The 19,800-nt window shown below is 74.0% G+C and carries 20 protein-coding genes; 12 read left to right on the top strand and 8 right to left on the bottom strand.

Annotated features, from left to right (window positions below; genetic code table 11):
* Entirely contained in the window at positions 1–372 is a 372-nt protein-coding gene (locus E4P38_RS14265) for a hypothetical protein (RefSeq protein ID WP_135132468.1), read from the bottom strand.
* A gap of 204 nt (positions 373–576) precedes the next feature.
* Positions 577–867 carry a hypothetical protein gene (locus tag E4P38_RS14260; protein ID WP_135132467.1) on the bottom strand — a complete coding sequence of 97 codons (291 nt, stop codon included), beginning with the start codon at positions 865–867 and terminating at the stop codon, positions 577–579.
* 183 nt (positions 868–1,050) lie between these two features.
* Between E4P38_RS14260 and E4P38_RS14255 the strand changes: the two genes are divergently transcribed.
* From E4P38_RS14255 to fabG, 3 genes are all read left to right on the top strand, one after another.
* Positions 1,051–1,440, top strand: a complete 390-nt coding sequence (locus E4P38_RS14255) for an STAS domain-containing protein (RefSeq protein WP_135132466.1) — start codon at positions 1,051–1,053, stop codon at positions 1,438–1,440.
* A 99-nt stretch (positions 1,441–1,539) separates the two neighbouring features.
* Complete coding sequence (locus E4P38_RS14250; protein ID WP_135132465.1) at positions 1,540–2,757, top strand: acetyl-CoA C-acetyltransferase; 1,218 nt, start codon at positions 1,540–1,542, stop codon at positions 2,755–2,757.
* Positions 2,754–3,506 (top strand): 3-oxoacyl-ACP reductase FabG, encoded by a 753-nt coding sequence (gene fabG / locus E4P38_RS14245; protein ID WP_135132464.1) that lies wholly within the window; start codon positions 2,754–2,756, stop codon positions 3,504–3,506. The genes E4P38_RS14250 and fabG overlap by 4 nt, the downstream gene beginning before the upstream one ends.
* Position 3,507: 1 nt before the next feature.
* On the opposite strand, the gene E4P38_RS14240 is transcribed toward fabG, so the two are convergent.
* Positions 3,508–4,380, bottom strand: coding sequence for a DUF1206 domain-containing protein (locus E4P38_RS14240; protein WP_245161027.1), 873 nt, complete (start codon positions 4,378–4,380; stop codon positions 3,508–3,510).
* Entirely contained in the window at positions 4,377–5,228 is an 852-nt protein-coding gene (locus E4P38_RS14235) for a DUF1206 domain-containing protein (RefSeq protein WP_135132463.1), read from the bottom strand. Before E4P38_RS14235 ends, E4P38_RS14240 begins: the two co-directional genes overlap by 4 nt.
* An 82-nt stretch (positions 5,229–5,310) precedes the next feature.
* Here E4P38_RS14235 and E4P38_RS14230 point away from each other — a divergent pair, with 82 nt between their 5' ends.
* Together E4P38_RS14230 and E4P38_RS14225 are read left to right on the top strand one after the other, a co-directional pair.
* Positions 5,311–6,006: a hypothetical protein gene (locus E4P38_RS14230; protein WP_135132462.1), complete on the top strand. Its 696-nt coding sequence runs from the start codon at positions 5,311–5,313 to the stop codon at positions 6,004–6,006.
* 33 nt (positions 6,007–6,039) lie between these two features.
* Complete coding sequence (locus E4P38_RS14225) at positions 6,040–7,272, top strand: cytochrome P450 (RefSeq protein WP_135132461.1); 1,233 nt, start codon at positions 6,040–6,042, stop codon at positions 7,270–7,272.
* On the opposite strand, the gene E4P38_RS14220 is transcribed toward E4P38_RS14225, so the two are convergent.
* The 3 genes from E4P38_RS14220 to E4P38_RS14210 all read right to left on the bottom strand — a co-directional run bounded on the left by E4P38_RS14220 (position 7,269) and on the right by E4P38_RS14210 (position 11,392).
* Positions 7,269–9,575, bottom strand: a complete 2,307-nt coding sequence (locus E4P38_RS14220) for an ATP-binding domain-containing protein (RefSeq protein WP_245161026.1) — start codon at positions 9,573–9,575, stop codon at positions 7,269–7,271. The two genes, E4P38_RS14225 and E4P38_RS14220, sit on opposite strands and share 4 nt — an antisense overlap.
* Before the next feature lie 73 nt (positions 9,576–9,648).
* The gene (locus E4P38_RS14215; protein ID WP_135132459.1) at positions 9,649–10,329 is read right to left on the bottom strand and encodes an alpha/beta hydrolase; all 681 of its coding nucleotides are present in this window, start codon (positions 10,327–10,329) and stop codon (positions 9,649–9,651) included.
* 274 nt (positions 10,330–10,603) lie between these two features.
* The gene (locus tag E4P38_RS14210) at positions 10,604–11,392 is read right to left on the bottom strand and encodes a hemerythrin domain-containing protein (protein WP_135132458.1); all 789 of its coding nucleotides are present in this window, start codon (positions 11,390–11,392) and stop codon (positions 10,604–10,606) included.
* 229 nt (positions 11,393–11,621) lie between these two features.
* Between E4P38_RS14210 and E4P38_RS14205 the strand changes: the two genes are divergently transcribed.
* The 7 genes from E4P38_RS14205 (at position 11,622) to E4P38_RS14175 (ending at position 18,504) form a co-directional block, all read left to right on the top strand.
* Positions 11,622–12,440 carry an alpha/beta hydrolase gene (locus E4P38_RS14205; RefSeq protein ID WP_280791083.1) on the top strand — a complete coding sequence of 273 codons (819 nt, stop codon included), beginning with the start codon at positions 11,622–11,624 and terminating at the stop codon, positions 12,438–12,440.
* A gap of 4 nt (positions 12,441–12,444) precedes the next feature.
* Positions 12,445–14,703, top strand: a complete 2,259-nt coding sequence (locus E4P38_RS14200) for a SpoIIE family protein phosphatase (protein WP_135132457.1) — start codon at positions 12,445–12,447, stop codon at positions 14,701–14,703.
* Positions 14,704–14,764: 61 nt separating this feature from the next.
* On the top strand, positions 14,765–15,151 hold the full coding sequence (locus E4P38_RS14195) for a DUF4440 domain-containing protein (RefSeq protein ID WP_245161025.1): 387 nt from the start codon (positions 14,765–14,767) through the stop codon (positions 15,149–15,151).
* Between the two features lie 11 nt (positions 15,152–15,162).
* Positions 15,163–15,462 (top strand): hypothetical protein, encoded by a 300-nt coding sequence (locus tag E4P38_RS14190; RefSeq protein ID WP_135132456.1) that lies wholly within the window; start codon positions 15,163–15,165, stop codon positions 15,460–15,462.
* Between the two features lie 43 nt (positions 15,463–15,505).
* Positions 15,506–16,669, top strand: coding sequence for an acyl-CoA dehydrogenase family protein (locus E4P38_RS14185; protein WP_135132455.1), 1,164 nt, complete (start codon positions 15,506–15,508; stop codon positions 16,667–16,669).
* Positions 16,666–17,727, top strand: a complete 1,062-nt coding sequence (locus E4P38_RS14180; RefSeq protein WP_135132454.1) for an acyl-CoA dehydrogenase family protein — start codon at positions 16,666–16,668, stop codon at positions 17,725–17,727. The genes E4P38_RS14185 and E4P38_RS14180 overlap by 4 nt, the downstream gene beginning before the upstream one ends.
* 27 nt (positions 17,728–17,754) lie before the next feature.
* The gene (locus tag E4P38_RS14175; RefSeq protein WP_135132453.1) at positions 17,755–18,504 is read left to right on the top strand and encodes an enoyl-CoA hydratase/isomerase family protein; all 750 of its coding nucleotides are present in this window, start codon (positions 17,755–17,757) and stop codon (positions 18,502–18,504) included.
* Between the two features lie 4 nt (positions 18,505–18,508).
* On the opposite strand, the gene E4P38_RS14170 is transcribed toward E4P38_RS14175, so the two are convergent.
* Positions 18,509–19,771, bottom strand: coding sequence for a hypothetical protein (locus E4P38_RS14170; protein ID WP_135132452.1), 1,263 nt, complete (start codon positions 19,769–19,771; stop codon positions 18,509–18,511).
* Positions 19,772–19,800 lie beyond the last annotated feature (29 nt).

Below are 19,800 nucleotides of genomic sequence, written 5' to 3'. Positions count from 1 at the left end.
TCACTGGCCCCAGCGGGGTACGGCCATCGCGCCGGGCGCGTGACCGTGGGCCGACGGCCGCCCACCGGCCCGGCGCGTGCCCGGACCCCCGCCGGTCGGTGCGTGGTGCGCGGCCGACCAGCAGGTGAACAGCGACAGCCAGTGCGCGCTGGTCAGCGCACCGGGGCGGGTGGTCGGCGGCAGGTTCTCCTGACGCAGCCAGCGGACGCCGGTGGTGCCCGGGAGCTGGGCGCGGAGCAGGGGTCCCAGCGGCGCGCCCCGGGACGCGAGGACGGCGCCGGCGAGCCGGTCGAAGGCGGCGTACTCCTGATCGGGGAGCCTGGCGCGGGCGTCGGCGGCCGGGCCGTCGGCCATCGGGGCAGGGCGTGACATGGGATACCTCCGTGCAGGTCGAACGAGTGCCCGCGGGGAGACCCGGCAGGGCAGAGGGCGAGCGAGCGCCGCGGAAGGACACCGGCGCGGTCGGCGGGCGGCGGAGGGGCCGCGCCGCGGGACGTCAGCTCAGGGGGTGCGCAGGCGCAGGAAGTACCGCATGGGAGGGACGGTAGGAGCGCGGGGCGACCGGAGTCGACCGAATTACCCCTCGGTCCTGTCCGCCTGTCGTGCCTGGTGAGCCTCCCAGCGGGCGCGGTCGCGGGCGCGCACGTCCTTGTTCCGCTCCCACTTCTCGGCCCGCTTGATGGACCGGGCCAGCTCGCGCTCTTCATACGTCGAGTGCCGGTCCCAGTCGCGGGCGAGGACGGCGACGACCGCGCCGGTCACCAGCAGGATTGCGACGAACGCGGCCAGGATCGGGTCCAGCAGGAGGAACGCCAGGACGGAGACGACGGCCACCAGAACGCCCCAGAGCACCATCCGCATCGACACGCGCCCCAGTATCCGCCGTGCCGGTGATCTCGGAGCACGGCCCTTGCGGTGCGGCGATTTCATCCCTACCGTCAGCTGCGCGGTTCAACATGGCAGCCGTTACCTGTGTCGGTGTTCCTCTGCGTCGCACCTCGTCGCGACCGGGTGTTCCACTGATCCGGTCGATGGCCTGAAAGGCACCCCGTGACCGCACCTGCACTCGAACCGAGCGCCACCGAACTGGTGACGATCGACGTCTCCGTCGCCGGACCCGCGGTGGTCGTCACCGCCGCCGGCGAGATCGACTCGACGTCCGCCCCGCTCCTGCGCCAGCACCTGGAATCGCTGCTCGACAGCGACGTCCGCGAGCTCACCGTCGACCTCGGGCAGGTCAGCTTCCTCGACTCCGCGGGGCTCTGCGTCCTCGCCACTGCTCACCGGCGAGCGGTCCGACAGGACGTGCGGATGCGTGTCCTCGCCTCCTCCCGCGCGGTCATCCGCCCGCTGCAGATCACCGGTCTGTGGGAGCTGCTGCACGCCGAGCAGGTCGCCGCCGACGACCAGGCGCAGGGCTCCAGCCTGACCCCGGTCTGACCCCTCCTCCCGCCAGGGTGCTCGCGCGCTGAGTTCCGCGCCGGGGCACACTCGGACCCGCGCCCGGATGAGGGCCGGGAACGAACAGGGAGGACCACCGTGCGAGATGCGGTCATCTGCGAGCCGCTGCGGACCCCGGTCGGGGGCTTCGGCGGATCGCTGCGCGACGTACCGGCCCAGGAGCTCGCGGCGACGGTGATCCGTGCGCTCCTGGAGCGCACCGGCCTGCCGCCGGAGTCGGTCGAGGACGTCCTGCTCGGCCACTGCTATCCCACGATGGACGCCCCGGCGATCGGCCGCGTGGCCGCCCTCGACGCCGGCCTCCCGGTCACCGCCTCGGGCATCCAGATCGATCGCCGCTGCGGCTCGGGCCTGCAGGCGGTCCTCTACGCGGCCATGCAGGTGCAGTCGGGCGCCTCCGAGCTCGTCCTCGCCGGAGGGGCGGAGTCGATGAGCAACGCGCCGTTCTACTCGACCGCCATGCGCTGGGGCGTCAAGGCCGGGCCGGGCGTGCTGCTGCAGGACGGCCTCGCCCGCGGCCGGGTGACGGCCGGCGGCCAGAACCACCCCGTACCGGGCGGCATGATCGAGACGGCGGAGAACCTGCGGGCCGAGTACAAGATCTCGCGCGAGGAGCAGGACGAGTACGCCGTCCGCAGCCACCAGCGCGCGGCGGCCGCCGCGGCGGCCGGCCGGTTCGACGACGAGATCGTGCCGATCACGGTCAAGGGCCGCAAGAGCGACACGGTCGTCGACCGCGACGAGCACATCCGCCCCGACGCGAACGTCGAGACGCTCGCCAAGCTTCGCCCGATCATGGGCAGGGACGACGCCGACGCCACCGTCACCGCCGGCAACGCCAGCGGCCAGAACGACGGAGCGGCGGTCGCGATCGTCACGACGACGGAGAAGGCCGCCGAGCTGGGCCTGCGCCCGCTGGCCCGGCTGGTGTCGTGGGGCGTCGCGGGCGTGCCGCCGCGGACCATGGGCATCGGCCCGGTCCCGGCGACGGCGAAGGCCCTGGCCCAGGCCGACGTGAAGCTCGCCGACGTCGACCTGATCGAGCTCAACGAGGCCTTCGCCAGCCAGGTGCTCGCGGTGACCCGCGAGTGGGGCTTCACCGACAGCGACTTCGAGCGGACCAACGTCAACGGGTCGGGCATCTCCCTCGGCCACCCGGTGGGCGCCACCGGCGGCCGCATCCTGGCCACGCTGCTGCGCGAGATGGAGCGGCGCGACGCCCGCTACGGCCTGGAGACGATGTGCATCGGCGGCGGTCAGGGCCTCGCCGCGCTGTTCGAGCGGGTGTCGGCATGAGCGAGCGGGTCGCGATCGTCACCGGAGCCGCGCGGGGGATCGGCGCGGCGACGGCCCAGCGGCTGGCCGCCGACGGCTTCGCCGTCGCGGTGATCGACCTGACCGAGGACGACGCCCGCGGCACCGTGGAGGCGATCGAGGCCGCCGGGGGGCGGGCGCTGGCCGTCGGCGCCGACGTCGGCGACTCCGAGCAGGTGCAGACGGCCGTCGACCGGATCGCCGCCGAGCTCGGCCCGCCGGTCGTGCTGGTCAACAACGCGGGGGTCACCCGCGACAACCTGCTGTTCAAGATGACCGACGCCGACTGGGACCTGGTCATGCACGTGCACCTGCGCGGCTCGTTCCTCATGGCCCGCGCCGTCCAGAAGCACATGACCGAGGCGAAGTGGGGCCGGATCGTCAACCTGTCGAGCACCTCGGCGCTCGGCAACCGGGGGCAGGCCAACTACGCGACCGCGAAGGCCGGGCTGCAGGGGTTCACCAAGACCCTCGCCATCGAGCTGGGCAAGTTCGGCGTCACGGCGAACTCGATCGCGCCGGGGTTCATCGTCACCGACATGACCCGGGCGACGGCCGAGCGGATCGGTCAGGAGTGGGAGCCCTACGTGCAGGCGCGCGCGGCGGCGATCCCGGTCGCCCGGGCAGGCCAGCCGGAGGACATCGCACACACGGTGTCGTTCCTGGTCAGCGAGGGTGCCGGCTTCGTCTCGGGCCAGGTCATCTACGTCGCCGGCGGCCCGAGGGCGTAGGTCAGGACGACGGGTCGCGGTCGGGGTAGCGGGCGCGAGCCAGCGCGTAGACCCCGAATGCGGCGAAGCCGATCGCGACGGCGGTGAGCAGCCACGGCCCGGCGGGCACGTCGGCGATGGCGGCCAGGGCGCCGTCCAGCCCGGTCGCGGTCGAGACGTCGGCGGAGTGCGCCGCCTGCCACAGCAGGACGCCGATGACCGCGAAGGCGATGCCCTTCGCGACGTATCCGACCCGGCCGATGCCCTCGATGAGCGGCTCCCAGCGGTCGGGCGCCGCCGGCAGGTCGATGTCCTTCATGAACCCGCCGGTGATGCCCCGGACGAGCGTGTAGAGGCCGACGGCGATCACCCCGGTGGCCACCCCGCCCACCAGCACGGCGCCGCCGGGGATCTCCAGCGTCTCGTCGGTGAGGTCCCGCAGCCGCTCGTCGGCCTCGTACTCCAGCCCCACCGCGAACAGCAGCGCGGTGATCCCGAGGACGGCGTAGACCAGGGCCTTGGCCAGGCACTTCGTGCAGACCAGCGCCGTGCGCTTCCGGTGGGCGGGATCGAGCAGCCCGTGCCACCAGAGCAGCACCTCGCCGGCCTGCCACAGGGCGAGGGCGAGCATGCCGAGGCCGATCGTCCAGAGCAGCACCGCTCCGGCGGGTCCGTCCGCCACGGTCTGCAGGGCACCGGTCTGGTCCGCGTCCGCGCCGCGCAGCCCCCAGGCCAGCCGGATCGCGAGGTAGCCGATGAGGAAGTGCATGACGCCGTAGGCGATCAGGCCCACCCGGGCGACGTGCGTCAGGACCGGGTGGTCGGTGACCTCACGGGCACGGTCGACGGCCCCGTGGGCCCGGTCGAGCAGCGAGCGGGGAGTACGCACGCTCACGTGCGCTCCGGATAGCGCGCCCGCACGAAGAGGAAGGCCCCGAAGGCCGCGATCCCGACGGCGACCAGAGTCAGCAGGATCGGGCCGTACGGCAGCTCCAGAACGGTGTGCAGCGCGCCGTCGAGCCCCTGCGCCTTCGACGGGTCGAAGGTGATCGCGGCGTACACGAGCAGGCCGCCGACCAGCGCGAGGGCGACGCCCTTGCCGGGGAACCCGACCTGCCCGAGCCGGGTGACCAGGCGAAGGGCCGACGCCGATGCCTCGGTGGTGTCGACCTGCTTCAGGAAGCTCTTGGTCACGCCCTTCTTCACGTGCCAGATGCCCGAGCCGATGAGGATGAGCCCGGCGGCCCCGACGATGAACTGGCCACCCGGCCAGCCCAGGACGCCGGCCGTCGTCTCCTGCTGTGACTGGGAGCTGGACTGGCCGCTGCCGGTCGCGAACCGGAGGGCGAGCACCGCGAGCGCGATGTAGATCGCAGCCTTGACCAGCGCGTTGCCGGACTTCCGCAGGGCCTTCGTCCGCGTCTTGCCCGAGCCCGACCAGCCGTGGCGCCAGCGCAGCACCTCGGCCGCCTGCCAGGCCGCCAGCGCGATCAGCCCGAGGGCGATCACCCAGAGCAGGGGCTTGCCGACGGGCGACTCCGCCAGGGTGGACATGGCGCCGGACTGGTCGGCCGACTCCCCGCTCCCGCCCCACCAGGCGAGCTGCAGGGCCAGCCAGGCGACGAGCAGGTGGACGATCCCGTAGGCGATCAGGCCGATCCGGGCGAGGTGCTCGAGGGCGTCGCTGTTGCCCGCCTCGTCGGCGGCACCCATGGCCGAGCGGGCCGTTCCCTGTGCACTCATGACCGGATCCTCTGACTTCCGACGGGCAGCGGCTCAGCGTGTCACAGGCTCCCGGTCCGGTGCCTGCGGAACGAGGGCCGCGGTGAGGGACACTGGCCCCGTGGCGTACGGCGGAACTCCCATCCTGACCGCGGGCACCCAGGGCGTCGCGACGCCCGAGGAGGCCCGGCGGGCCTGGCCCCAGTGGCTGGCGCTGGGGATCGCGATGATCGCCGTCGCGATCACGTCCGTCGTCTGGGACGCCGCCGGGGCGCGGCTGCTGCTCGGTGCGCTGGGCGCCTTCCTCGTCGTCCGGGGAGCGGTCCTGCTGCGCGGTGCGCGATCCGGCGCGGTCGGTCCTGCCCTCGCCGCGCGGGCCCGCCGTCTGGGCTCGGGTGCGCTGGGCGTCGGCGCGGCCGGCCTCGTCGTCGCCTTCTCCTCCGGCGCGCTGGCCGCGCGGGTTCTGCTGGTCGTCGTCCCCGTGCTGCTGCTGGCCGCGGCTGCGGCGCTGCTGAGCCGTGAGGGCGCCGCGCGCCGCGGTGGGCAGGCCCTGCTGGTGTGGACCGTCCTCGTCACCGGCCTGCTGGTCGCCACCGGGGTCGCGCAGGGCTGGGCCCGCGCGTCCGACGTCGCCACCGTGGTCGCGGCGCTGGCCGTCGCCGTCCTCGCCGTTCCGCTGGTCGTCGCGGCGACCGGGCTGCGCCGGGTCGCCGCCGAGCCGGCGCCGGCAGCGGTCCCCTCGGCGTGCGCCGGCTGTGCGTGCGGTGCCGGCGGGTGCGGGGCCCTGACCCGGGAGTGATTCCCCGGGAACCGTCCTGGGCACCGAGGCGGTATGCCCCGTCTCGAGAACGGCCTGCTGCTGCTGACCAAGGGGTACGCCTGGCTTCCTGACAAGCGGCGTGCGCTCGGCCGGCGGACCGTGCCCACCCGGCTGGGTGGCATGCCGGCGGTCGGCATCGAGGGCCCGGACGCGGCCCGGTTCCTCTACGACGAGGACCACGTGCGCCGGTCGGGCGCACTTCCGGAGCCGGTGCAGGCGACCCTGTTCGGCAAGGGCGCCGTCCACACCCTGGACGGCGAGGCGCACCGGGTGCGCAAGTCGATGTTCGTCGCGCTGTTGATGCGTGAGGACGGCATCGCCGCACTGGTGCAGGAGGCCACCTCGGCCTGGGACGGGGCCGTCGGCGGGTGGGCGCACCAGCCACAGATCGTGCTGCTCGACGAGGCCTCCCGGGTCCTCGCGGGCGCCGTCTGCCGCTGGGCCGGCGTCCCCGTGACCGACGACGAGGTGCCCGGCGTGGCCCGCGACCTCGTCGCGATGGTCGACGGCTTCGCCACCGGCGGTCCGCGGCACTTCCGGGCGCGGCGGGCCCGCACCCGCCGCGAGGGGTGGCTCGCCCGGCTGGTCGAGGGCGTCCGGGACGGCAGCGTGACCGCCGAGCCGGGCTCGGCCGTCGGCGTCGTCGCGCGGCACCGGGACGCCGACGGCGAGCAGCTCGAGCCGCGGGTCGCGGCGGTGGAACTGCTCAACGTCATCCGGCCCACGACGGCGGTCGCGTGGTTCCTGGCCTTCTCCGCACACGCGCTGATCCGCTGGCCGGAGAACCGGACGCGCCTGGCCGACGGCGACGCCGCCTTCGCCGACGCGTTCGCCGACGAGGTGCGGCGCTTCTACCCGTTCGCCCCGTTCATCGGTGGCCGGGCGCCACGGGAGATCGAGTGGGACGGCGAGACGATCCCGAAGAACGCCATGGTGCTGCTCGACATCTTCGGCCAGAACCACGACGCCGAGCTGTGGGGGGACCCGTACGCGTTCCGCCCGGCACGGTTTCTCGGCCGCGAGATCGGCGCGTTCGAGCTGATCCCGCAGGGTGGGGGAGACCCGCGGACCGGGCACCGCTGCCCGGGCGAGCAGATCACCGTCTCGTTGCTCTCCGCGCTCGCCGTCCGGTTGGCCCGCCTGGAGTTCGACGTCCCGGACCAGGACCTGTCGATCTCGCTGCGCCGCATCCCCGCGCGTCCGGCGAGCGGCGTCGTCCTGGAGGTCCGGGGCGGGGTCGGCTAGGCGGGCTTCAGCCCGCGCAGCTCGGGCAGCAGGTCGCCGGTGTGGACGACGCCGAGCCGCTGGGTCGCGCGGGTGAGCGCGACGTAGAGGTCGTTGTGCCCGCGCACGCCTTCGCTGACGATCCCGTCCGGGTCGACGACGAGCACCGAGTCGAACTCCAGGCCCTTCGCGCCCGCGGGCGGCAGGACGACGGGACCGGCGGTCAGGTCGGCCGAGGACTCGGGCAGCGCCCTACCGAGAAGTGCTGTGCTGATGGCGGAGATGCGGCTGGGCGGCGCCAGCACCGCAAGCGTGCCGTCCTCGGCCTCGAACGCCTTCGCGGCCGCCACCACGGCGGCGGCCAGGTCGGCGTCGGTCACGCGGAGCGCCCAGGGGCGGACGCCGGTCGAGCGCACCGACTGGCCGGCCGAGGCGGTGGAGCCACCGGCGGCGAGCACCGCCGCGGCGACCTCCATGATCTCGGCCGGGGTGCGGTAGTTGACCGTCAGCTCCTCCGTCCGCCAGTGCGTGCCGAGATGCGGGGTGAGGACCTCTGCCCAGCTGGTCGCGCCGGCCAGCGATCCGGTCTGGGCGACGTCACCGACCAGGGTCATCGACCGGGTGGGGTTCCGGCGCAGCAGCAGCCGCCACGCCATCGCCGAGAGCTCCTGCGCCTCGTCGACGATCACGTGGCCGTAGGTCCAGGTGCGGTCGGCGGCGGCGCGCTCGGCGGTCGTCCGGCTGTCGCGCACGTCCTGGCGGGCGGCCAGGCCCTCGGCGTCGAGCAGGTCGCCGGCGCTCAGCTCCTCGGCCTCCTCCTCGGTCTCGGCGTCGGTCGAGCGGGAGCCGTGCAGCATGTCCAGGGTCTCCTGGGCGTCCCGCCGCCGCCGCTGCTCGTCGCGTCGTGCCGCGGCGCGCTCGGCGGAGTCGTCGACGCCGAGCAGCTCGTCGGCCTCCTCCAGCAGCGGGACGTCGGCCGGGGTCCAGGGGGACGACGGTGGGCGCAGCAGCAGGTCGCGGTCGGTGTCGCTCCAGCCGGGGGTCGCCGCCTCCAGCCGTTCCCGGGAGTCGAACAGGTCGCGGACCAGCCGCTCCGGGGTCAGCCGCGGCCAGAGCCGATCGATCAGCGCGTGGACGGCCGGTTCGCCGGCGATCTCCCGGCGGAGCGCGGCGACGTCGGTGGCGTCGAGCAGGCTGTCGCCGCCCCGGACATCGGCGCCCAGGCGGTCGGCGTAGCGCTGGGCCAGCCGGTCGATCACCCGGCGGGCGAACGCGGGGCGGGCCTCGTTGTGCAGCCGGGAGGCGGCCCGGCCGCGGGTCCGGGCGCGGGCGGCGTCGGTGGGGGTGAACCGCAGCGTCGTCCCGTCGATGGTGATCTCCACCGGCGCGTCGAGGGACGACTGGCGGTCGGCGACGGCGGCGGCGATGACGTCGGCCATGGCGGCCCGGCCCTTGACCTCGGCGACCTCGGGGCGCTCGTCGGCGTGCGCCTCCACGCCGGGCCGGAGGCTGCCGACGTCGGCCAGCACGACCCCGGTCTCGCCGAGGGAGGGCAGCACGTCGGCGATGTAGCGCAGGAACGTGGGGGAGGGGCCGACGATGAGCAGACCGCTGCGGGCCAGCCGCTCGCGGTGCGTGTAGAGCAGGTAGGCCGCACGGTGCAGGGCGACGGCGGTCTTGCCGGTGCCCGGCCCGCCCTGCACGACGAGCACGCCGCGGTGGTCGGCGCGGATGATCCGGTCCTGCTCGGCCTGGATGGTGCGGACGATGTCGGTCATCCGGCCGGTGCGGCTGGCGTTCAGCTCGGCGAGCAGCACGGACTCCCCGGCCAGCCCGGACCGCTGGGCGACGTCCGGATCGTCGAGGTCGAGGGTCTCGTCGGCGATGCTCACGACGGTGCGGCCGCGCGTCCGGATGTGCCGGCGACGGCGGACGCCGAGGTCGTGCAGCGGGGTCGCGGTGTAGAACGGCTGCGCGGCGGGTGCCCGCCAGTCGACGAGCAGCGGCTCCTCGCCGCCGTCCTCCGACTGCAGCCCGATCCGGCCGACGTACCGGGGGACGACGGCGTCGCGGCGGTCGAGCCGGCCGAAGCACAGGCCGCTCTCCGCGGCGTCGAGGGCGACCAGGCGCTCGGTGTAGAGCTGGACGGTCGCCTCGCGCTCCCCGACGGCCTGCGGGTTGTGCGCGACGCTGGCCAGGGCGTCGTCGAGGCGGGTGACCACCACGGCCCGGATGTCGTCCAGCCGCCGGTGCAGCCCGGTGACGTAGCCCTGCTCGGCCGCGAGCTCGGGGTCGTCCTCGGGAGCGGGTCGTGCTGAAGACAAGCTGATCTCTCTCCGTCGCTGTGCTGCCATCGTCCTGGCTCCCGACGAGCATGCCTGGTCGACGCCCGGACGCTCAGCCCGACCTCAGGTAGCCCTCCAGCCGGTCGGCCAGTTCGACCGGGCGGCTCAGCGCCACCAGGTGGCCGCCGGGCATCTCGTCGGGGGTGATGCCCAGCCGCTCGGCGGCGAGGCGCCGCTGGAACTCGGCGGGGAAGAGCCGGTCGTCGCGTGCCACGAGCACCCGGGTCGGCACGTCGGGCCAGGCGGCCAGCGGCCACGGGTCCTCGAAGGGCCGGGTCGACTGGGCGAACGGCTGCTGCTGCGCGTCCGCGACGACGTCGGCCGGGACGTCGTGGAAGAAGACCGTGTCCTCCTCGGGTTCGCCGGCGAGCCCCTCCTGCTCCCAGTGCGCGGCCTGCGCGGCGCCCTGGCCGGTGGCCGCCCACCACGCGCCGCCGGTCTCGCCGGGGAGCGGGATCATGGCGTTGACCAGCACCAGCAGCTCGAGCGGCAGTCGCCCGCAGACGAGCGGCGCGGTGAGCCCGCCCATCGACTGCGCGACGAGCACGACGGGGGAGTGCTCCCCTGCGGCCGTCACCACGGTGTCGGCATAGGCATCCAGGCCGGCGGTGTCGTCGTCCGTGGGGAGGTCGACGGCGATCGCGACGTGGCCTCGCCGCTCGAGCTCGGCTCCCAGCCGGTGCCAGTACCAGGCCTGGCCGCCGGCCCCGGGGATCAGTACGAAGGTGGTCACGGTCAGGTCCGACCCCGCTCGGCCCCCGAACTCATCGGCCCCCGAACTCATCGGCCCCGATTAGTCGGTCGCCAAGCGCAACTCCGGGGACACCTTCCCGTCACGTCTGCTCCCTACCGTCGACGGGGAACCTGCGACGAGGGGGAGAGACCCATGAGCACCGCCATCAAGGAGCGCACCAAGGAGCGGACCACGTGGGTCTGCGAGAACTGCCAGGCCGAGACCGCAGCCGTGCGCAAGCGCTGCGAGGACTGCGGCACGTCCCGCTACTGAGTCACGCCGCCGGCGGCGCACCCCGCAGCCGGACGACGGCCGCGCGGTAGTCCCGGCGCCCGTGCAGCCGCCAGGCCACGCGGGTCGCCGGTGACAGCCCGCTGATCAGCCGCGCGCGGTCCGCCGCGCTGGAGTCCTCCAGCGCCAGGCCGAGCACGAACAACTGCTCGCGGGCGGAGAGCCGGCAGTGCGACGAGCGGGCGATCGCGGCCCAGTCGCCGGAGTCGAGGTGCTCGCCGAGCAGCGGCAGCAGGACGGACTCCTCATCGGCGGTCTGCGCGTCGACCGCGTCGGCCAGGTCGAGGCAGGCGAGCGCGAAGGCGTCCCGCGCGCCAGCCGTGCCGGCCACCTGCCACTGGCGGGCAGCGGTCGAGAGGTCGCGCAGCCGGTGGTCGATCCGGGCGCAGCGCCCGGTCCAGTCGTCGATCGCGGCACGGACGGCGCTCACTCGGTCGCCGGGCACCGCGCGGAGCAGGGCGGGCCAGACGGCCTCGCGCTCGACGGCGTGGTGGTGCAGCAGGACGCGACCGATCAGGTCGGCGTGCCGGGTGAGGGCGGCGGTGCGCTCGGCCTCGGCGGCCGGCGCCCAGCTGGAGAGTTCGCCGAGCAGCCGCAGCTCACGGCGGACGAGCTGGTGCAGCACCCGCTGGTAGGCCACGGCCCGGCAGGCGGGGCTGTGGCGCTCGCCGATCTCGGCGGGAGCCGACGTCGGGACCGGACCCGGGGCAACGGACTGCGGGGAGCGGGGGACCGGGATCAGGCTGGCCGGGCGGACCGCGACTGCGGCCATGGGACACCTCGTTCGGCGCTCGTGCGTGCGGCGGGCGCGCCGGGGTTCCGGCGCTCTGCCAGGGCGGATGCCGGGGAGGGTAGGGGCAATCGGACCGTCAGCAACAGGGGGTTTCGAACACGCTCGCGGGTGCCTGGCTGTCCGTGGGTCGTCGGTGACCGATGGTGATCCGCAACGTTGATCGACACGGGCGGGCGGCGACTGCCCGTCGTCCCATAGGGTCGGACCCGTGGGCAGCGTTCTCGCGCGGAACTGCGTGACCGTCAGCGGGGTGCCCTCCGGGCGCCCCATGGTGTTCGCGCACGGGTTCGGCTGCGACCAGGCCATGTGGCGTTTCGTCGCCCCGGACTTCGAGGTCGATCACCGCGTCGTCCTCTTCGACCACGTCGGGGCCGGCAGTTCCGACCTCAGCGCCTACGACCCCGAGAAGTACGGCTCGCTGCGCGGCTATGCGCGCGACATCGTCGAGATCTGCCGGGAGCTCGAGCTCGAGAACGTCGTCCTCGTCGGCCACTCGGTCAGCGCGATGATCGGCGTCCTTGCACTTCAGGAGGCCGCGTTGCAGGACGCGCCGGAGCTGTTCGGGGCGCTGGTGATGGTCGGGCCCAATCCGCGCTACGTCGACGACGGCGACTACGTCGGCGGGTTCAGCCGCGCCGACATCCTCGGGCTGCTCGACGCCCTCGACAGCAACCACCTCGGCTGGTCCGCGCAGATGGCGCCGGTGATCATGGGCGCCCACCCCGACCAGCCGGAGCTCGCCGAGGAGCTGACCAACAGCTTCTGCCGGACCGACCCCGACATCGCCCGGCAGTTCGCCCGCGTCACGTTCCTGTCCGACAACCGCGCCGACCTGGCCGACATCGCCGTCCCCACGCTGGTCCTGCAGTGCAGCGAGGACGTCATCGCCCCCGACGTCGTCGGCCGGTACGTCCACGATGCCGTCGCCGGGAGCACCTTCACCAAGCTCTCGGCCGTCGGGCACGTGCCGCACCTGAGCTCGCCGGAGGAGACGACCGCCGCGATCCGGGCGTTCCTGACGGGGTGACGGGATGAGCGGCGCAGCGGGCGAGCCGGATCCGCGCGAACAGCTGGGCCGGCTGCTGGAGGAGGACCCCGCCGACCTGTACGAGAACGCGCCGATGGGCTATCTGTCGGCGCTGCCCGACGGCCGGATCGTCAAGGTCAACCGGACGTTCTGCGCGTGGACCGGCCGGTCGCCCGACGCCTTGCTCGGCGCCAGGTTCCAGGACCTGCTCACCATGGGCGGCCGGGTGTTTCACGAGACCCACGTCGTGCCGCTGCTGCGCATGCAGGGGGCGGTGCGCGAGATCGCGCTCGACGTCGTCCGCATGGACGGGTCTGTCCTGCCGTGCCTGATCAACGCCGTCGAGCTGCGGAACGACGACGGCACGCCGGTGCTGATGCGGGCGACCCTGTTCGAGGCGACCGCGCGGCGGCGCTACGAGCGCGAGCTGCTCACCGCCCAGCGGGCGGCCGAGGAGTCCGAGGCACGGTCGAGGACGGTGCAGCAGGTCGTGTCGGACATGGCCGCCGCGACGTCAGTGGCCGATGTCGCGGCGGTGATCGTCGAACGCGGCCGTGCGGCGCTTCGAGCACGCGGCGCCGCGCTGGTGCTGGTCGAGGAGGAGCCGGCGGGCGGGATCGACGATCTCCCGCGGCTGCACACCGAGCACGCGGTGGGTCTGCCGGCCGAGCTGCTGCACGAGCTCCAGGCGGCGGCGATCGGTCAGCTCGCCCTGGAACTGGAACAGGGGGTGCGGACGATCCCCCTCGACGAGCGGCTCCGGTCGGTCCGCCCCGAGATCGCGGGGGCAATGGCGGCCGGCGGGTTATCGAGCCTCGTGCTCGTGCCGGTGACGGCCGACAGCCGCCGGCTCGGGGTGCTCGTCCTCGGGCTCGGCGCCGCCGGGGGTGACCTGATCAGCCTCGACGAACCCGAGGCCGTGACGGTCACCGGCCCGGCCGACGTCGACCTGCTCTGGACCCTGGGCCGTCAGGCGGGCCAGGCGCTGGAGCGGGCCCGGCTGCACGAGGAGACGGCGCGGCAGGCGGAGCGGTCGGCCTTCCTGCTCGAGGCCGCCCGGCTGCTGGCCGAGGCCGCGGACGTGCGCGAGACGGTCGAGCGGCTCGCCCACCTCTCCGTGGATCGGCTCGCCGACCTGTGCGTCATCGACCTGGAGACCGAGCAGGGCCCGGTACGGGCGACGGCACGGCACCGCGATCCGACGCGCCAGTACCTGGCCGACGAGGTCCGGGAGCGGCACCTCTCACAGCGGTCCGCGACGCACCCGAGCACGCGCGCGATGCAGCAGGGCGGCACGCAGTGGGTCCGGGTGGTGGACGAGGAGTTCCTGGCCGGGGTGACGTCCGAGGACCGGCACCGGCAGGCGATCCGGGCGATGGAACTGACCAGCGTCGTCGCGGTTCCGCTGATGGCCGACGGCCGCCGGCTGGGGGTGCTGACGCTCGCGACCGACCGGCGGCGGAGTTCGTTCACCGCGGCCGACGTGGAGGTCGCCGAGCAGCTGGGCCTGCAGATGTCGCTGGTCCTCGCCAAGGCCCAGCGCTATGAGCTCGACGTCCGCACCTCGCACACGCTGCAGGCCAACCTGCTGCCGCCGCCCCCGCCGGAGGTGGCCGGGCTGCAGATGGCCGTGCGGTACCTCGCGGCGACGCAGGGCGTGGAGGTGGGCGGCGACTTCTACGACGTCGTCCGGTTGCCCGACGACCAGGTCGCGCTCGCGGTCGGCGACGTCGTCGGCCACGACATCACCGCCGCCGCGACCATGGGCCAGCTCAACTCCGTCTACCGGGCGCTGCTGGTCGACCGGCCGGCGCCGAGCGCGATGATCGCCCGGCTGCAGGCGTCGTGGTCGTTGCTCGGTCTGCAGCGGATGGCGACCGCCCTGTTCGCGACGCTGGACCCCGTCACCGGCCAGCTGCGGATCGCCTCGGCCGGGCACCTGGCGCCGCTGCTGTTGACCGCTGGGCACGCCGAGTTCCTCCCGGTGGCGCCGAGCCGGATGCTGGGTGCCCCGCCGGCCCCGGCGCCGGCGCAGGAGTGGGCCGGCGTGCTGACGGTGGGGGCGACACTGGTGCTGTTCACCGACGGCCTGGTGGAGAGCCGGTCGGCCGACATCGACGCGGGACTCGCGCACCTGCTGGCCGCCGCGGAGGCGGCGGACACGTCGGATCCCGACGAGCTCTGCGACCGGCTGCTGGACGCCCTGACCGGCGCCCACCGCGCTGACGACATCGCGCTGCTCGTGCTCACGCGTACCGCGTGACCGGAGGGCTTGACCGGCGGGGAGCGCCTCGCGACCCTGGACCCGGACCGAGGGGGCCGGGATGGCCGAGACCGACACGATCGCCGCGAGCACCATCGACGAGCTGAAGGCGACCCTGGTGCGCGCCCTCGAGCGGGGCGACGCCACACTCGCCGCCGCGCTGTACGAGCCCGGGGCGCGGCTGCTGCCCCCCGGTGCGCCGGTGATCACCGGCGAGGACGCCGTCCGCGACTTCTGGCAGCGGCGGATCGACGGGGGTTCCGACGGCGGGGTCCTCGAGACGGTGCACCGCGCCGAGTACGGGGACGTCGCGATCGAGGAGGGGCGCTACGGCCGGCGGTCGGGCGAGACGCTGCTCGACAGCGGCAAGTACCTGGTCGTCTTCCGCCGCCGGCCCGACGGGGCGTGGCGGTTCGCGACCGACATGTGGAACTCCGACGCGGGCTGACCGGAGGAGTCGTGGCCGATGCGGTGAACCGGGTCGCCGAGGCGATCGACGGTGCGACGGGTGACTGGTCGATGTCCGGTGACGCGATGCGCTGGTCGCCCGACCTGGCCGAACGCGGCCCGTCGGAGGGCGAGCTGCGGGGGCTCGACGTCGCCGCGGGGATCGGAGCGGGGCTCGGGCTGGACATGACCGGCGTTCGTCGGTTGGTGACGGGAGCGCTGAACTCGCTGGGCTCGGTCGCGAACGACGTCGTCAGCGAGCTGCGGCAACTGACCCGTGGCACCCCGGAGGACGAGGACTCCCAACCCTGACCTGCGGGGGCCGTCGGTCCCGTCGTCTGGCACCCTCCGAAGGATGAGCACCAACTCGTTGACGCTGGCGCCCGCGCCGCGGTCCGAGGCGGCCGAGCAGGTCCGGGCGGAGGTCCGCGAGTTCCTCGCCGCGGAGCTTGCCGCCGGCTCGTTCACCACCCACGTGGACACCTGGCTCTCCGGCGTCGATCCGGCGTTCTCCCGCAAGCTCGGCGAGCGCGGCTGGCTCGGGATGACCTGGCCGAAGAAGTACGGCGGGCACGAGCGTTCGGCGATGGAGCGGTACGCCGTCACCGAGGAGCTGCTGGCCGCCGGCGCCCCGGTGGCCGCGCACTGGATCGCCGACCGCCAGTCGGGGCCGAACCTGCTCACCTACGGCACCGAGCAGCAGCGCCAGGAGCTCCTGCCGCGGATCGCCGCGGGCGAGTGCTACTTCGTGATCGGGATGAGCGAGCCCGACTCCGGTTCCGACCTCGCCTCGATCCGCACGAAGGCTACCCGGAACGGCGGCGGCGACTGGGTGGTCAACGGCGCCAAGGTCTGGACGTCGAACGCGCACCACTCGCACTACGCGATCACCCTCGTGCGCACCTCGCCCCAGGACACGGCCAACCGGCACGCCGGCATGTCACAGCTGCTCATCGACCTGTCGCTGCCGGGCATCACGATCAACCCGATCCGCATCCTCGACGGCGGCCACCACTTCAACGAGATGGTGTTCGAGGACGTCGTCGTCCCCGGCGACATGCTGCTCGGCGAGGAGGGCAACGGCTGGCACCAGGTGACCGCCGAACTGGCCTTCGAGCGGTCGGGGCCGGAACGCTTCTTGTCGACATATCCACTTGTCGCCGAGTTCGCTCGACGGGTGGCGGCGGCCGACGATCCGGCGGCGGTGGCGACGCTGGGCCGGCTGTCGGCGAGCATCCTCGCGCTGCGGCAGATGTCGCTGCGGATCGCCGCGGCGCTGGACCGGGGGGAGCTGCCGAACATCCCCGCCGCCCTGGTGAAGGACGTGGGGACGACGTTCGAGGGCGACGTGATCGACGAGATCCGGCGGGTGGTCGACGTGACGCCGTCCCTGGACTCGCCCGATCCGCTCGGCCGGGCGCTGGCCGAGGCGCAACTGCACGCGCCGGGCTACACGCTGCGCGGCGGCACCAACGAGATCCTTCGCGGGATCGTGGCGCGCGGGCTGGGGCTGCGATGAGCGATCAGGACCTGGTCGTCGAGACCGTCCGCGACATCCTCACCGGCTTCGAGCCCTTCGCGCTGACCGCGGAGCGGCGGTGGGACGCCGGGCTGTGGTCGGCCCTGGCGTCCGCCGGACTGACGGGCGTGGGCCTGCCCGAATCGTCGGGGGGCTCGGGCGGCGAGTTGGCCGACGCGGTCGCGATCGTGCGCACGCTGGCCGCCGGTGCCGCCGCAGTGCCGGTGGCCGAGCAGCTGCTGGTGGCCGGTCCGGCGGTCGTGGCCGCGGACCTGACGCTGCCGCCGGTCGACGAGCCGCTCACGTTCGCCCTGGGTCCGGCCGTGACCGCCCATGCGTCGGACGACGGCGACGGGCCCGGCCGGTTCACCCTGAGTGGGACGGTCACCGATGTCGCGTGGAGCGGCGCGGCCCGGCACCTCGTCGTCCTCGCTGCCGGTGCGGCAGGCCCCGTGCTGGGCCTGATCGACGTCTCCGGGATCGAGGCGACGTCCGCGGTGAACCTCGCTGGGGAGCCCCGCGGTTCGCTGGTGCTGGACGACGTCGCTGCGTCCGGGGCGTTGCTGAACTCGGCGCAGCTCGAGGAGCTGAAGGCCCGGTACGCGCTGACACGGGCGGTGCAGCTGGCCGCGGCGCTGGAGCAGGTGCTGGCGTGGACGGTGCAGTACGCGGGGGAGCGGGTGCAGTTCGGCCGGCCGCTGGGCAAGTTCCAGGCGATCCAGATGGAGCTCGCCGAGATGTCGGGTGAGGTGACCGCGGTGACGGCGCTGACCGATGCCGCCGTCCAGGCGGTGGAGCGCGACGAGAACGTGGTGCTGGCCGCCGCGGCCGCGAAGGTGCGGGCGGGGGCGGCGGTCGAGGTCGTGGCGCGGCTGGCCCACCAGGTGCACGGCGCGATCGGGTTCACCCAGGAGCACAAGCTGCATCACCTGACCAAGCGGCTGTGGTCCTGGCGCGACGAGGCCGGCAGCGAGCTGGCATGGTCGCGGGTGCTCGGCGCGGGGGTGCTGGCCGACGGCCCGGACGGCCTCTGGCCGGCGCTGACCCGCATCGTCTGACCGAACGTCTCTTCGAAAGGTGTGCCCGTGACTTCCGACTCCGGTGAGGTCCTGCTCGAGGTCGACGGCGGGGTCGCGGTGGTGACGCTGAACGCGCCCGACCGCCGCAACGCGCTGACGCCGGCGATGGCCGATGAGCTGATCGCGACCTTCGACGAGGTGGACGGGCGGGCCGACGTCGGCGCGCTGGTCATCAAGGCGGTCGGCAAGTCGTTCTGCGCGGGCGGGGACATCGCGACCCTGACCTCGGCCGGCAAGGACCCGGCGGCGCCGGACGCCTACGAGGGCATGGGCAAGATCTACGACTCCTTCTACCGGCTGGGCCAGGTGCGCGTGCCGACTGTCGCGGCGGTGCGTGGCTCGGCGGTGGGCGCAGGAATGAACATGCTGCTCGCGACCGACCTGCGGATCGTGGCCAGCGACGCGCGGCTGATCTGCGGATTCCTCAAGCGCGGGCTGCACCCGGGCGGCGGGCACTTCGTCATCCTGTCGCGGCTGATCGGCCGGGAGGCGGCGGCCGCGATGGCGCTGTTCGGCGAGGAGATCAACGGCGTCCGGGCCGCGGAGCTCGGACTGGCGTGGGAGTCGGTGGACGACGCCGCCGTGGAGGAGCGGGCCCTGGAGCTGGCGACGCGGGTGGCGGCGGACCCGGACCTGGCGCGGGCGGCGGTGGGCAACTTCCGCAAGGAGGTCGTCAACGGCGCCGTGAGCTGGGAGGTCGCGACCCAGTTCGAGCGGCCGGCCCAGATGTGGTCGATGCGAAGGTCGGCTCAGTAGCTCGTCAGTCGCCGATCAGCCGCGGAGTGCAGTTCGGCACGCTGTTCGTGGCGCACCACGCGGCCGCCTCGGCCTCGGAGCCGACCGGCTGTGCGACCAGGCTCAGCCACCACGTGTCGTCGAGGTCGTCGGCGCCGACGTCGTCCCCACGGGCGAGGACGGTCGGGAACCGGGTCGTCCAGTCGTGGTGGACGACGGCGTAGGCGGACGCGCCGGCGTCGTCGTCGACCTGGGCGGCGGCGACCTGAGGCACCCACGACCCGCGGAGGTCGTCGAGCTCCGGGGCGTCCGCGGCGCGCACGCTGAGCAGGCCCGCCAGGTCCTGCGGGGGTGAGGTGACGTTGCCGAAGGCGTGCGTCTCCGCGCTGCTGGCGATCGCCGAGCCGCCGAGGAGCAGGAGGACGACGAGCAGCCAGGCGCCGATCGTCACGCCCGCGACCTCGCCGGCGCCGGTGCCTGAGTCGTCCTTGTCGGGTGAACGCCACCGGAAGGCCGCCGTGACGGCGGCGGCGAAGGCGATCACGCACACGATGCAGACGGGGATGAGCTCCCACAGTCCGGCGTTGAGGACGCCGAACGTCGCCCACGCCGCGCGTGCCGTCGCGGCCGCGAGGACGACGGCGGTCACGAGGACGGCGACATCGGGCAGCCTGATCCCGATCGCCGCGACCACGAGGACGACCAGTCCGATGATCGCGGCCGCCGTCGCCACCCAGCCGGGCCAGAACCACGGCTCGCTCACGGCCGGCCAGGGGGCGGCCGCGCTGCGGGCGGCGTCCGCGGCGCGGGAGGCGACCTCGAAGCGCAACTGGTCGAAGAGGAGGGGGACGAGGGCCAGCGCGATCACCAGCGCGGCGGCGGTGAGCAGTGAGGGGCCCGCCGGGTGGTGCGCGATCGCATGCCCGGAGCGCTTCCTCGTCGGCTCGGCCGGTTGCTCCTCGCGGGGCTGTGCGGAGACGGCCGTCGCGGCGGAGGGCTTGTGCTCGCGCGCGGCCCCGGCCTGCTTCTCGTCCGTTGGTTTCTCGTCGGCGGCGCTCTCGTCGTCGTGCGGGTCCGCACCGCCGGAGTCCCCGTCGCGCGCCTCCGCGTCGGGGCTCACGTCGCTGGCCTCGGCTTCGGGACTCTTCTCGCGCGGTTCCTCGGCGGTGTCCTCGTCCGGCGACTTCTCGTCGTCCCGGCTCTCGTCGACGGGCTGGTCGTCCGTGTCGTCACGCTTGGCGTGACGGCCTCGCTTCGGCGCTTCCGCGTTCGGTTCAGCCGTGGTCACAGCGTCCATCCATGAGCCGGGAGGAAGGT

Origin of the sequence: Blastococcus sp. CT_GayMR16 (assembly GCF_004570875.1) — a bacterium.
Lineage (GTDB): Bacteria > Actinomycetota > Actinomycetes > Mycobacteriales > Geodermatophilaceae > Blastococcus_B.
Note: the sequence above shows the minus strand (reverse complement) of the source record. Positions and strands in the feature narration are given on the sequence as shown.

What these genes read in the sequence shown, in the direction of transcription:
- E4P38_RS14195 (WP_245161025.1), top strand. Translation starts at nt 14,765, where the DNA reads ATGGCCGAGACCGACACGATCGCCGCGAGCACCATCGACGAGCTGAAG.
- E4P38_RS14200 (WP_135132457.1), top strand. Translation starts at nt 12,445, where the DNA reads ATGAGCGGCGCAGCGGGCGAGCCGGATCCGCGCGAACAGCTGGGCCGG.
- fabG (WP_135132464.1), top strand. Translation starts at nt 2,754, where the DNA reads ATGAGCGAGCGGGTCGCGATCGTCACCGGAGCCGCGCGGGGGATCGGC.
- E4P38_RS14185 (WP_135132455.1), top strand. Translation starts at nt 15,506, where the DNA reads ATGAGCACCAACTCGTTGACGCTGGCGCCCGCGCCGCGGTCCGAGGCG.
- E4P38_RS14235 (WP_135132463.1), bottom strand. Translation starts at nt 5,228, where the DNA reads ATGAGTGCACAGGGAACGGCCCGCTCGGCCATGGGTGCCGCCGACGAG.
- E4P38_RS14225 (WP_135132461.1), top strand. Translation starts at nt 6,040, where the DNA reads ATGCCCCGTCTCGAGAACGGCCTGCTGCTGCTGACCAAGGGGTACGCC.
- E4P38_RS14265 (WP_135132468.1), bottom strand. Translation starts at nt 372, where the DNA reads ATGTCACGCCCTGCCCCGATGGCCGACGGCCCGGCCGCCGACGCCCGC.
- E4P38_RS14180 (WP_135132454.1), top strand. Translation starts at nt 16,666, where the DNA reads ATGAGCGATCAGGACCTGGTCGTCGAGACCGTCCGCGACATCCTCACC.
- E4P38_RS14210 (WP_135132458.1), bottom strand. Translation starts at nt 11,392, where the DNA reads ATGGCCGCAGTCGCGGTCCGCCCGGCCAGCCTGATCCCGGTCCCCCGC.